General features: G+C 45.2%; 13 protein-coding genes and 2 pseudogenes. 4 read left to right on the top strand and 11 right to left on the bottom strand.

The window, feature by feature from the left end; translation table 11 throughout:
• The first annotated feature begins 586 nt into the window (after positions 1-586).
• The gene (gene ltrA, locus ACO6V5_RS05440; RefSeq protein ID WP_422441842.1) at positions 587-1,849 is read left to right on the top strand and encodes a group II intron reverse transcriptase/maturase; all 1,263 of its coding nucleotides are present in this window, start codon (positions 587-589) and stop codon (positions 1,847-1,849) included.
• 112 nt (positions 1,850-1,961) lie between these two features.
• Positions 1,962-2,150 (top strand): annotated as a pseudogene (locus ACO6V5_RS05435) (RING finger domain-containing protein); the annotation flags it as partial.
• Positions 2,151-2,241: 91 nt separating this feature from the next.
• Here the strand turns inward: ACO6V5_RS05435 and ACO6V5_RS05430 are convergent.
• From ACO6V5_RS05430 to ACO6V5_RS05405, 6 genes are all read right to left on the bottom strand, one after another.
• The gene (locus ACO6V5_RS05430; RefSeq protein WP_422413944.1) at positions 2,242-2,499 is read right to left on the bottom strand and encodes a hypothetical protein; all 258 of its coding nucleotides are present in this window, start codon (positions 2,497-2,499) and stop codon (positions 2,242-2,244) included.
• A 337-nt stretch (positions 2,500-2,836) separates the two neighbouring features.
• Positions 2,837-3,169: a type II toxin-antitoxin system HicB family antitoxin gene (locus ACO6V5_RS05425; RefSeq protein WP_257282032.1), complete on the bottom strand. Its 333-nt coding sequence runs from the start codon at positions 3,167-3,169 to the stop codon at positions 2,837-2,839.
• Positions 3,166-3,420: a type II toxin-antitoxin system HicA family toxin gene (locus tag ACO6V5_RS05420; RefSeq protein WP_422413938.1), complete on the bottom strand. Its 255-nt coding sequence runs from the start codon at positions 3,418-3,420 to the stop codon at positions 3,166-3,168. The genes ACO6V5_RS05425 and ACO6V5_RS05420 overlap by 4 nt, the downstream gene beginning before the upstream one ends.
• A gap of 134 nt (positions 3,421-3,554) precedes the next feature.
• Positions 3,555-4,577, bottom strand: a complete 1,023-nt coding sequence (locus ACO6V5_RS05415; protein ID WP_422413940.1) for a class I SAM-dependent methyltransferase — start codon at positions 4,575-4,577, stop codon at positions 3,555-3,557.
• A 53-nt stretch (positions 4,578-4,630) separates the two neighbouring features.
• Positions 4,631-5,116, bottom strand: a complete 486-nt coding sequence (locus ACO6V5_RS05410) for a Panacea domain-containing protein (RefSeq protein ID WP_422133966.1) — start codon at positions 5,114-5,116, stop codon at positions 4,631-4,633.
• Entirely contained in the window at positions 5,113-5,424 is a 312-nt protein-coding gene (locus ACO6V5_RS05405) for a hypothetical protein (RefSeq protein ID WP_422413942.1), read from the bottom strand. The genes ACO6V5_RS05410 and ACO6V5_RS05405 overlap by 4 nt, the downstream gene beginning before the upstream one ends.
• A gap of 249 nt (positions 5,425-5,673) precedes the next feature.
• Between ACO6V5_RS05405 and istA the strand changes: the two genes are divergently transcribed.
• Positions 5,674-7,227, top strand: coding sequence for an IS21 family transposase (istA, locus tag ACO6V5_RS05400; RefSeq protein ID WP_422441836.1), 1,554 nt, complete (start codon positions 5,674-5,676; stop codon positions 7,225-7,227).
• Positions 7,228-7,237: 10 nt separating this feature from the next.
• Positions 7,238-7,996: an IS21-like element helper ATPase IstB gene (gene istB, locus ACO6V5_RS05395; RefSeq protein WP_422414320.1), complete on the top strand. Its 759-nt coding sequence runs from the start codon at positions 7,238-7,240 to the stop codon at positions 7,994-7,996.
• Positions 7,997-7,999: 3 nt separating this feature from the next.
• Here the strand turns inward: istB and ACO6V5_RS05390 are convergent, their stop codons facing one another.
• The 5 genes and pseudogenes from ACO6V5_RS05390 to ACO6V5_RS05370 all read right to left on the bottom strand — a co-directional run bounded on the left by ACO6V5_RS05390 (position 8,000) and on the right by ACO6V5_RS05370 (position 12,730).
• Positions 8,000-8,740: a hypothetical protein gene (locus ACO6V5_RS05390; RefSeq protein ID WP_422411693.1), complete on the bottom strand. Its 741-nt coding sequence runs from the start codon at positions 8,738-8,740 to the stop codon at positions 8,000-8,002.
• 481 nt (positions 8,741-9,221) lie between these two features.
• Positions 9,222-10,475 (bottom strand): annotated as a pseudogene (locus ACO6V5_RS05385) (ISL3 family transposase).
• A gap of 219 nt (positions 10,476-10,694) precedes the next feature.
• Positions 10,695-11,120, bottom strand: a complete 426-nt coding sequence (locus ACO6V5_RS05380; RefSeq protein WP_422138117.1) for a GFA family protein — start codon at positions 11,118-11,120, stop codon at positions 10,695-10,697.
• Between the two features lie 528 nt (positions 11,121-11,648).
• A complete protein-coding gene (locus ACO6V5_RS05375) occupies positions 11,649-12,026 on the bottom strand; it encodes a hypothetical protein (protein ID WP_422138118.1) in 378 nt (125 codons plus the stop codon).
• A gap of 119 nt (positions 12,027-12,145) precedes the next feature.
• Positions 12,146-12,730: a hypothetical protein gene (locus ACO6V5_RS05370; protein WP_422411690.1), complete on the bottom strand. Its 585-nt coding sequence runs from the start codon at positions 12,728-12,730 to the stop codon at positions 12,146-12,148.
• Between the last annotated feature and the right edge of the window lie 64 nt (positions 12,731-12,794).

Raw genomic sequence — 12,794 nt, 5'->3', positions numbered from 1 at the left:
TCGGATCTTGCGCCTAATAAGCCAACCGATGATAACCACTAGCTTAAGGCAATTGCAATCCCGCGAAGGATTGTGCGGAGGCAGTCTGACTGCAAAGGTGCGAGCCGACGGAGACTGGGCGTCCCCCAGAAATCGTATACAAGGCCGAGTCTCGTGGGCGAGTGAGCCAATGATCACAAAGCCCTCTGGTTTGAGAGACACGGTAAATGCGGCGGTTGTGCACTGACAGTTCATGTTCTTATCCGGCGAGGTCTGTTCAACATGCGATTGGTTATTCCCAGTTCTCAGCCACTGGTTACAACAGGCTCGGCGAGCAAGATTCATCACCCTGTTCGAGCAAACCCGATGACAACCAATAGCGCCCAAAGGAGTAATCCTGTGTGGTGATTGAACAGAAGTCAGCAGACGTCATACGACTGCATGGATGCAGGAGCTAGAGTAACGCAGGAGCAGTTACCGCGTAGTTGTTCGACAGGAATCGTCAGCGAAGGACTGAACACCGATGACAAAGAGGAGACTGATTCCCTCGGAGCATTGCAGCCGAACGGCGAAACACTGTGTCTGGCGACAGAATCTTTAACCAGCTTTGAACCACGATCTACTAAGTTGTGCACTGGAGCCTGCCAACTTACTGAAGGCATGGAAACAGGTCAGAAGCAACAAAGGTGCTCCCGGTATTGATGGAGTCACCATTGAGGCCTACCCTGACTTTGCTAAACAGCATTGGCCTTCAGTGCGCCAAGCCTTACTGGATGGAACATATAAACCGTCTCCGGTGCTTCGGGCTGTCATTGAGAAACCCGATAGAGGAGAAAGGTTGCTTGGAATTCCTACCGTTCAGGATAGGGTTATACAACAGGCCATAGTGCAGGTGTTAACCCCCATCTTTGATCTCGGATTTTCAAACAGCAGCTTTGGTTACAGACCGGGAAGATCTGCACATGATGCTGTGCAACAGGTTAAACGCTATATCAAACAGGGGCTGCATCAGGCGGTTGACGTTGATCTGAGTCAGTTCTTTGATACCGTCAGCCATGATGTACTCATGTCGAGAGTCGCCCGTAAGATTAACGACAAGCGTCTGCTAAAACTGATTGGTTGCTACCTCCGTGCTGGCGTCATGATTGATGGGCAATGCTACCCGACACGGGTGGGTATGCCACAAGGCGGTCCACTTTCACCGCTGCTGTCGAATGTACTTCTTGATGACCTGGACAAGGAACTGGAATATCGGGGTCACTGTTTCGCAAGATATTGCGATGACTTCGTGATAGTGGTTCACAGCCAACGGGCAGGGGAAAGGGTGATGGAAAGCATCACCCGGTACCTTGAGCGTCGACTGAAACTGACAATCAACCCGACCAAAAGCAAGGTGGTGAAATCCACTGAGGTCGAGTTCCTGAGTTTTACCTTCACAGGGAAGAGAGTCCGCTGGTCACAGAAAAGCCTGCTTCGCTTTAAGCGGAAAATCATCAAACTCACCAGCCGCAGCTGGGGAGTCTCGATGGGCTACCGCCTGCGAAAGCTTGCCGAATATATCCGGGGCTGGATGGGTTATTTCAGAATAACCGAATATTACCGTCCTATACCGCTGCTGGATCAATGGATACGTCGGCGCATCCGTTGCTGTTTTATTAAGCAGTGGCGCAAGCCGAAAACCCGTTATCGAAATTTAGTCAAGTTAGGCGTTGATCATATCAAGGCCGCTTCGATTGCAGCCAGCAGCAAAGGGTATTATCGGTTGAGCAAAACCTTTGCAACACAGCAGGCACTCAACGACAGTTATCTTGCAAATATTGGGCTTGTTTCCCTGAAAGAGTTATGGATCAGGTTTCACTATCCTCGGTGAACCGCCCGGTGCGGACCCGCATGCCGGGTGCTGTGGGGAGGGCTGGAGAAAGACCAGTCCTTACCCGATTTATGCCTATACTGAGCTGGGCTGAGGCGCATAGACTTCCATCATGAACAAAATTTTTATCTTTAAGTTGTTGACCGTATCTTTATTCATAATCCCTCTACAAGCATTAGCGCAAGAGGCTTGCTCTTTATGCCTGGAAGTTTTAGAAGATAGTGACAATGTACAACAACTTTGTTGTGGGCATTTATATCATGCCACTTGTATAGCCCCTTGGTTTGAGGCCCATGATACATGCCCGAATTGCATGCAGAAAGCTTGTATTCATACTCCAGAGTACAGTACTGAAGAGCATGATAAATGCGTTGATGTTATTTGTGTAATGTCTAACCATGAAGAATCACGTCACCCACGACATTCACGTCGTCAACGATATGCTCCATACACATTTGGAGCACATGGGTTATCAATGTCGGCACAATTTTTACCGGCAACGCCCTCAATGCCTCCAATACCCTCAATGCCTCTAATGCCTCTAATGCCTCTAATGCCTCTAATGCCTCCAATGCCTCCAATGCCTCCAATGCCTCCAATGCCTCCAATGCCTCTAATGCCTCCAATGCCTCCAATGCCAGATTTGTCACATAGCAGTGGAATTTCTATTCAGCTTCAACAGCGTGGAGAAGGAATTTTCATTTATGGCACACAGGAGGGAGATCCTATTCAAATTAGTTTACCTTCAGAAGATCAAACAGCAACTTTGCAGCAAATAAACCATGGCAACTCTGTTACACAAATAACTACTGAATCAAAAGATGGATGTGTGCGAGTAAGAATATCGAGTAAGAATATGTACCAGAGATAATAGTGGTAATAGCACTGTTGAGGATTAAAGGCATAACGCCTGCGTGTGGGGCTGACGCCGCAGGCGGCAGTCCCAGCCAGCTTGCTGGCGACACCACGCACTTGTTATGCGCTGGTTTATATGCGAGAAGCTTGAACTAAGGCTCTTGAAATCCATTGGTTGATACTTTGACCGCTAACCTGAGCTGCTGTTGCAATGGTTGCATGAAGTTCTGGTGGAATACGTAGCATCAATTTTCCAGAGTATGGTTTCTGAGGCTCTTTGCCCACAGAGGCACAAGTTTCGAGATAATCTTCAACTGCGTCGTGAAAAGCATCTTTTAATTCTGTTACTGACTCACCATGAAAACCAACTCGATCTTTAATGCCTGCGATATGACCAATAAAGCATTCATCATCGTCACTGTATTCTATGCTAGCTGCATAGCCTTTGTATGTCATTGTGTTCATGGTTTAACTCCAATTCTAGTTAGAAAATCTCGTGCATCTTTAACCTGATAGGGCTTTGCCTCTTTTTTTGGGTGCGGTCTATGAAAAGTTCCGATTTCCCCATCTTTATAGAATCTTACACGTGACCCGCGCCCCTCGATAATATCAGCTCCGACAGCAATCAAGTGGGCTTCTATAGCCTTCCATTCCAACTGTTTTGGGGTTGGATCTTTGAATATCGCTGTGAGCGTTTTACGGTGTTTAGCATTCATAGAAGGCACTATAGAGCATAGTGTCATAAAATGGTATCAACGTTATGATTTATGATGAATCGAAGCGCATAACGCCGCCCTGAGCCGCGCGCCGAAGGCAGCATCGGGTGGAGCCCTTTAGGGAGGAACGTACTCTAGGGCTTTGTTATACGGCTTCTCACGATTAGCATCTGAGTTGCTCCCTTTTGAAACTCATAGCTGACTTCTTTGAGAGAAGCTTCAATTCCATTTTTTCTTAAATGTTCTATTACTACCGGCAAATGCTTTGATTCTTTACCATCCAATGTTAGTAATGGATAAATTCTTACTTCTCTTGCAATTCTAGTTAATTCAAGTATTGATTCGATATGCTGCGATTCAGAAAAGTGTTCACTGTAAAGAAATAGAAAATGTGAGCAAACTGCTAAATCAAACTCATTGTTTTGGAAAGGTAAGTTTGGCAATGAAGCATAAATATACCTACTATCAAGTCTACCACTATCGTAATCACTAAGGAATGCATTCATTGCTGACATTCTTACTGACTCTAACATTTCAGGAGATTTGATATTTTTCCAAACATATTCATTTTTATTTAGATATATTTGTTCCATAATAAGGGAACGAACTTCTTTGATTCTTGTGATTATCTGAGACTTTGAAAACTGATATATCGGATCAACTGAAACTACACTACCTCCAAGCTTTTTGATTTCCATGTTAAAGCTTGCTGGCCCATCCCCACAGCCAAGTATTTTCTTTCTTTTATCCTTATCACTCAAAGAAAACATCAATTCATACTCTTCGAGTGTACGTCCCCAAGGAACAACGTTTTCTAACTTCACTATAAAAACTCTCTTGTGGTATAGCTCTTTGATTTTTTCTGCCGTATAACGCCATGCTGTGGGGCCACTTTCATAGCCAAAGTCAAAATCTCTCCTTAGTGCTTTGTCCCAGATATCTCTTGATGATTTGGACAAACCATCAATTAAAGAAACATACTCAGCAATTATCTCATCGATCCCGCTACAGGCTGTTTCAAAGGATCCATAGTAAATACCATCAATCTCTTCATTACGAAACACGCAAATACGCTCTCCCCATTCCTTGATGATGGGAGATATATCAATCGACGATTCGATATCTAGATCTATGTTAAGAAAGTGGATCTCATTCATATTAACTTAACTTGATTTGGCACATAACGCTTGCATCAGGTGCGCCGTAGGCGTCACCTGGAACCATTTGTTAGGGTGCTTTCTACCTTGTATTTTTGAGCTAGACCTACGAGATCAAGATAGGAATATCTATCCTTAGATACGACAGGGAAAGTTGAATAGACATAGTCTGTAAAATCATTGAAATATAATGTTTTTGTTTTAGTGATTACAGCATCTAATATCTGCTTATCTCTAGGAGATAGTTCAACAGGCTCAATATTACCATCAAACCCAATCAAAAGCTTATCAGAGCCATACATGGTTTTTTCGTGCGCAATTGTAAAACCATCGCCAGTTTTTACTGCATTGAAAACATCATCAACATATGGCCCATAGTGATTAAACAGCCACTTAATTGATGTTAACTGTTTTTCATCTGCTAAAGCACTAAACCAGTCAGCCAAATAAACTAGTTTTGTCAGCCTAGCTTTAGATAGCTCACCTTTATGTGGATATTGGGTGCAAAAGTAAGCAATTATATTCTGTAACCTAGTCACTTTAAGCCTCCCAACATATTCAATACATCAGCATCATTATCGACTGTCGCTGGTGCTTTGTTAGAATCAATTGATTTATCATACAAAATACCATCTTTTACAAAGTTACAAAGATGGCTTTGATAATCACTGCAATAGTCCCTTATTTGTATTTTAACTTCATTAGGAAATGAATCTTTTCTTTCGCTTTCAAAAAGTATCACTCCAATGTTATCTCCAGCTTCAGTTATAGCCACTGCAAAATACCTACAGCTTTTCATATTAATAGATTCAAGAATTTCACGGCTATAGCTATAATTTTGCATCATATGCATATTCTGGCATCGCTTGAACACTCATTCTGCTAACTCTTGAACACCGATTCTGGCGGCGCTTGAACACCCATTCTGTTAACTCTTGAACACTTTTTGGCGATTTCCAGAATCGCTGTTCAACTGCCCAGAATCCGTGTTCAAGCCTCCAGAATCTGAAAACTCTTCTTTCGGTAGATTATCTCTTACGCATTGATTTCCATGAACTTTAGCCGCTGACCTTTCTAAACAGAAAGGACAGCAGCCATGCCAGATAACAGGATTTCCATGCGAAAACTTCAAGAAATACTCCGGATGCGCTTTGAGTACCGACTCAGTATCCGGCAAATAGCTCGCAGCACGCGGGTCAGTGTTGGCACTGTGTCCAACTACGTTCAGGCCTTTGAACGGTCGCCACTGAGCTGGCCTCTGCCCTCGGACTGCTCTGAGGCTACTTTGGTGCAGACACTGTTCCCTGAGACCCCACTGTCGAGCCGCCAGGGTCTGGTCGACCCGGACTGGGGCGTTATTCACCAGTCACTCAAGCGCAAGGAGGTGACCAAGCAAACACTCTGGGAGGAGTACTGCCAAGAGAGCACTCTCAATGCCTACAGCTATTCGCAGTTTTGTCACCGCTACAACCAGTGGCTGGGCTGCCAGAAACGTTCCATGCGACAGCATCACAAGGCGGGTGAAAAACTGTTTGTAGACTACGCCGGTCTTACGGTCCCTGTCGTTAATCCAAAGACCGGTGAGATCGCCCATAACGCCCAGATTTTCGTAGCGGTGATGGGAGCCTCTAACTACACCTACGCAGAAGCCACCCTGTCCCAGAAGTCCGAAGACTGGCTGGGGTCTCATGTTCGGGCCTTTGAGTTCTTTGGAGGTATTCCAGCTGTCGTGGTACCAGACAACCTCAGGAGCGGTGTCAGTAAGGCTTGCCGTTATGAACCGGACCTGAACCCGGCTTACCAACACCTGGCCAACCACTACCAGGTGGCGGTCATTCCAGCTCGGCCCTACAAGCCCAAGGACAAGGCGAAAGCCGAAGTGGGTGTGCAGTTGGTTGAACGCTGGATACTGGCCAGACTTCGTCATGAGACCTTCTTTACCCTGGCAGAACTGAACAGTCGTATACGGGAGCTATTGACTGAACTCAACCTTAAGCCCTTTCAAAAACTGCCAGGTACACGACGAAGTACCTTTGAGCAACTGGATGAACCCGCTTTGCGACCTTTGCCCAAACAGGCCTTTGAGTACGCTGAGTTCAGCAAAGCCAGGGTGAACATTGACTATCACATTCACTGTAAAGGCCATTACTACTCAGTGCCTCATCAGCTGGTCAAGAAAGAGGTGGAAGTTCAGGCAACAGAACATACGGTCACTGTCTTCTGCAAAGGTGAAGTTGTGGCCTGTCACCCCCGTAAGTTCACAACCGGTTTTACCACTCAATCAGGCCATATGCCTGAACGACATAGCAAGCACCAGGAGTGGACACCGGAACGACTGCTGGAGTGGGCAAAACAGCTGGGCCCCGATGTTCACTGGATAACTCAGTATCTGTTGAACAGTCGTGAGCATCCGGAGCAGGCTTATCGGTCTTGCCTGGGGTTATTGAACCTCAAACGGGATTACGGAGCTGACCGGTTAAACAATGCTTGCGCCCATGCCCGGAAAATCAAAGGTTACCGACTCAAGAATATCCGGGCGATCCTGCAATCAGGTAAAGACAAACAGGCTCTTCAACCTGAGGTGAAACAAACGACACTACCTCTTCATGACAGCCACGAAAATATTCGTGGTGCAGCCAGCTATCAGTAACCGGAGACGTATCATGATGAATCAAACTCTGACCCGTCTGCGGTCACTGCGCCTGACAGGCATGGCCGATGCCCTGGCTCAGCAACTGGAGCAGCCCGGCACCTACGACAGCCTGAGCTTTGTGGAGCGGCTGGCCCTCCTGACAGAACAGGAAGAGACCGAGCGCAATAACAAACGTCTTGCCCGGTTACTGAGGGCGGCCAGGTTTAAGCTGGCTGCACGGGTAGACGACATTGACTACGAACATCCCCGGGGGTTGAAGAAAGTCCAAATAGCCACACTGTCCAGCGAGGACTGGTTAAACAGGCACAGGAACCTGCTGATTACCGGACCTTGTGGCAGTGGTAAAAGTTACCTGGCTTGCGCACTGGGACACTGGGCCTGCATACAGGGTTACAGTGTCCGCTATTACCGACTCTCGCGCTTACTGGAAGAGCTGAGCCTTGCCCATGGTGATGGCAGCTACAGCAGGCAACTCAAGCAACTGGCGAAGGTGGATTTGTTGATACTGGATGACTGGGGGCTGGAACCTCTGACCCAGCAGCAACGCAACGATTTACTGGAAGTGATGGATGACCGTCACGAACAAAGTTCAACGTTGGTTACCAGCCAGCTACCGACCCGGCAATGGCATGGCAGCATCGGTGATGAGACTCTGGCAGATGCCATTCTGGATCGCCTGATGCACAACGCCCACAGGATTACGCTGAAAGGAGAATCCATGCGCAAGAAGCTGGGAAAACTGGAAACACTTGAACACTTGGACTAAAAATCAGACTGGGTGATGCGTAGGAGATCCAGGGTGTTCAAATGAACCAGAATGGGTGTTCAAGCTGACCAGAATATGCATCATATACTCAAAGTATCCATCTTTGTCTGAAGCAAACTCAGGGCTATTATCTTCAGAGTGCTCGCCATGCTGCCAAGCCTGACTAATAACACCCTCGTTTAGTCCAAACTTTGGTTTATGCACTTTAGCAAGCTTAGGATTTATTGAATACCTTGATAACAGATAAAAGCTTTCTCGGTTTTCATAGTAAATTGAAACCCTAGAATAGGAGTCCAAGTTAATTTGTTTAGACACACCTTTTAACCATGTTCCAACAAGGTCTTGATGGACACGGTAAATATCAGAGCGAAGGCTTTGTCCATCCTCTTGAGAGGCTTCCAATTCAGCCTCAAGATCTTTTACCTTAATATTTTCTTGGCGCAACTGATCGTTTTCTTTGGTCAGTTGTTTCTTTTCATCGTACACACCTTTGGCACCGAACACCGTTAGAGGAAAACCAACGACAAAAGCTGCGTAAGGGTTCGTCAGTAGATACGCTATAAAACTAGCACTAGAGTCCACAACAGCCCATGCCTTACTGTGGTCATAAGAGCCAAGGAATGCGCCTCCCAATGTCATGATAAAGGCACCAATAGGGGTCGCAAGGCTATAAAATGCTCCATCAAGGAACGCTCCAGCCCGTTCAAAAACATTTAAACTGCTTCTGTTTCTTCGTTCGACCACTAATGCACACCCTCCTATTTAACTGGATGAATATACACTGGTTTTAATGTATTTACTAGTTCTTGAGCTGGTGTAGCGCCCTAACGCTGGCAGCAAGGGTGGCGAACGCAGTGAGCCATCCCTTTGCCTGTATTTGTTAGCCCGGCAGTCCTGCCGCCTGGGACGATGTTGATTATTGCAGAGGAGCTTCAGTAAAACCTGCACCTGCTGCACCGATTGAAGTGCATAAAAGTTACCGCTGGAAAACTTGCAGGCAACGCCAATGCTGATACAACTTTTAACTGGTTTAGTGCGCCGGACCAAATACTCATAAACACCGTGAACCCACGCTGACATGCCCAACAAGACACCGCAGATTTTTCATCGACTGACACAGAATCTACAGACATGCATTACTGAGAACTAATCAGAACTGGAATTGACCAGACTGGTTGCTGGCGTAGATTTTGGTTCGTGATTCATCTATTGGAAAAATGCTTCGTCAGCAAAATCTGTGGGGCATTTCTGGTTCGGGCAGGTTGCCCAGTGCGTGATATAAAGCGATTTCTGCACATCTATAGGTTCTGAAACCATACGATTTTCTCGTAGTGAGTTTTATCTTGGTGTTCAGACCTTCCACAATTCCGCTGGAAAATGCTTTTTTTGCCCTGAACCAATTCAGGATCAGTGGTCTGTGTTGCCGAACAGTTTTAGCTACTTTCTTCATCGGTTCTATCTTTGACCGCATGACTCTTGTACACCACCGGTCCAGATACTTTCCTGCCCAGTGTGGTGATATGTAACTCCAGAACACTTGAAACTCTTCTCTGAGCAGATAGGCCCTGACACTTTTGAGATTATACTGAAGCACTCTATTTAACTTGATCTCTTCTTTCTCGGTCAGGTTTTCCTTCCGTTTCAGCAGACATCAACGGGTTTTTTTCAAAACAGGCTCATAACCATCAGCCTGAAGCTGTTTGTGTTCTGATGCCCTGACCTCATCGATGGCCTTGTTCAGCATGGCCACAATGTGAAATCGATCCAGAATATGCAGCGCCTGATTGGCAAACTCGGCGATCGCCTTTACATAGGGCTTCCACATGTCAGAGCAGACATACTTCAGTTGCTGACTACGCTCAGGGCCAAAAAAGAAGAAAAAGTTTCTAATTGTGGCTTCAGTACGATCCTGACCAACCCATAATAGCCGGGTGCAACTGCGATCAATCTGATAAACCACTGTCAGGTATTTATGTCCGACCTGGTAAGCCACTTCATCAACGCCAATGGCCTTGATATTGTCGAGTGAACGATGCGCTTTGCCCCACTCAACCATGTACTCCACAGCATGAAATACTTTCTCCCATGAGGTATTGAAAGTACTGGCAACCTCTTTCCAAGACAGCTTTCTGGCCCAGTTTGCCAGAAATTGCATATAGGCTTTGGTCAGCTCCTTCTTACCTTCAGCCCATGGGACTTGCTCAACCTTTTCGCCGCACGTCTTACATTCCACCCGGCGCATTCTATAGAGCAAGAAAACTCTGATTCCCCAGAGAGGAACAAACTCGAAACGACGCTCAGCAAGATGATCGTAGCCCGGAGCAGGTTTCTGGCATCCTGAGCAGATAGCGTGACTATTCTTTCGTGGAACAACGGCTACATTGAATACTTCAGAGCCTTGGTAGAAGCCAAGTTTCACATCCTGATAAACAAATGACTTGAGTTTATGAACTTTATTGAGGATAGTTTTTATTAGCATCAGCGGTGTTTTTTGTGGTTATTTTGTCGGCTAACAAAAAACCTATCAAAAATCAGCCGCTGGTGCTTCTACCTTTCAAATTGACTCATTTTTACCCACAGATATCCCTGAAGAGCCGGAAAAATAGAAAAAACTTTCATACTGCTGCCGGCTAACGCCATGCCGTGGGGCGCCGCAAAGCGGCGTCCCAGCCCCTACAGCGGCGACACCAACAATTTGTTAGGTGCTTTTGCACAAGCTGCTTTGTAATTCATGCAAACTTGGCATGGTTTTATGTTGGCATGAGCCTTGTGGCAAAACATCCCAGCCTGCTTTAGAAGATGTATGTAAATGGATTACCACTTTACCATCGGGGTCTTCGAGAAGACCTACAGGAACCCATACAAGCTCAGTATTACTTAAAGGGTTTGGAACTGGGCTTCCACATGACTTGCAGAAATCTACACGGTAGCCTGAGTCTTTAACAAACGATGAAATATTATTCTGGCCTTGAACCCATTCAAAATATTCTTTGCTGATGAGAGTCCCTGCATTAGCCGAAGAGCCTGTTACCTTGCGGCATAAACTACAGTGGCATTGGTAGAAGTTTGGAGTTTCACAGGACAACTTAAACTTAACTTCATTGCATAAGCACTGACCAATCATAAATAGATCTCACTCATTATTACGGCGAACGCTCCGGTGTAGTTTTTAGTGGCACCTAACGCTGGCAGCAAGGGTGGCGAACACAGTGAGCCATCCCTTTGCCTGTATTTGTTAGCCCGGCAGCCCTGCCGCCTGGGACAATGTTGATTATTGCAGAGGAGCTTCAGTAAAACCTGCACCTGCAGCACCGATTGAAGAGCATAAAAGTTACCGCTGGAAAACTTGCAGGTAACGCCAATGCTGATACAACTTTTAACTGGTTTAGTGCGCCGGACCAAATACTCATAAACACCGTGAACCCACGCTGACATGCCCAACAAGACAACGCAGATTTCATAGCGACTGACACAGAACCCAAAGACATGCACTGCTGAGAACTACTCAGAACTGGATTTGAACAGGCTGGTTGCTAGCATGGATTTTGGTTCGTGACTCGTCCACTAAAAAAATAGAAAAAACTTGCACACTGCTGTCGGCTAACGCCTGCAGCATCGGCAGACAAAATTGGCGGTCCGTTGCCTGCACTTGTTATGTGCCGGGTACTGGATAAATAGTAACAACAACACTACCGCCGACCCCAGCCAATTTTTTTATTGCATCTGACTCTATTCTTGAATGAAAGTTATTTGGTGTAGTCCCACTTTCATAGCCAAAGTCAAAATCTCTCCTTAGTGCTTTGTCCCAGATATCTCTTGATGATTTGGACAAACCATCAATTAAAGAAACATACTCAGCAATTATCTCATCGATCCCGCTACAGGCTGTTTCAAAGGATCCATAATAAATACCATCAATCTCTTCATTACGAAACACGCAAACACGCTCCCCCCATTCCTCGATGATGGGAGATATATCAATCGACGATTCGATATCTAGATCTATGTTAAGAAAGTGGATCTCATTCATAGTAACTTAACTTGATTTGGCACATAACGCCAATTTCAGGGGCTGCGCCGCAGGCGCAGTCCCCTGGAAATTTTTGTTATGCGCGCTCCCTCAATATTGAATGAAAAACAATAGCTAATTTAAAGCTTCTCATAATTAGTCAGAAGGAATTTGTGAAAAACCATATCAGAAGAGGCCATGATAGACGTTCCAAATGGATGATCTTTAAACGATTTTACTTTATTATCATAAGCTGATTTTATTAACCTTTCTTCGTTTACTTTAATCTCTTTATAGTTTTCATCATGAGACCCAGTAATAACGACACCTGTATATAGAATGACTGGGATTTCTTCATTATTGAGTGTAAAACGAATTACTTCATATGCATCTACAGGTTTATTGCTTTCATTGAATTTTTTCTGATATTCATCTTTCGCCTTACCTTCATCAGCATCAGCTATGAAAGCTTTCTTATAATCAATGAATTTTGATATTATCTTTCCAGAATCCTTAATAAAACATTTATATTCAACTATCTCTCTACCCTTACTATCCTCAGTATCATTCCACGAATAATCCTCACAAACCTCTCGATTATTAAACGCCTGTTCAATCGTAAGCGTTTTATCAAGCTGCAAATAATGTTCTTGCACCGTATCTATTGGAGAACCGCACCCTACTAGTACAATTGAAATCGAGCTAGTCAGTAATATTTTTTTCATTTTAGTACTTATTAGATTTTATTTTCTGAGATTAAATTATTAAAACCGTTTGATAAATGTGATT

This window comes from Endozoicomonas sp. ALD068 (assembly GCF_049310145.1).
Classification (GTDB): domain Bacteria; phylum Pseudomonadota; class Gammaproteobacteria; order Pseudomonadales; family Endozoicomonadaceae; genus Endozoicomonas_A.
This window is presented reverse-complemented; position numbering and strand designations above follow the sequence as displayed.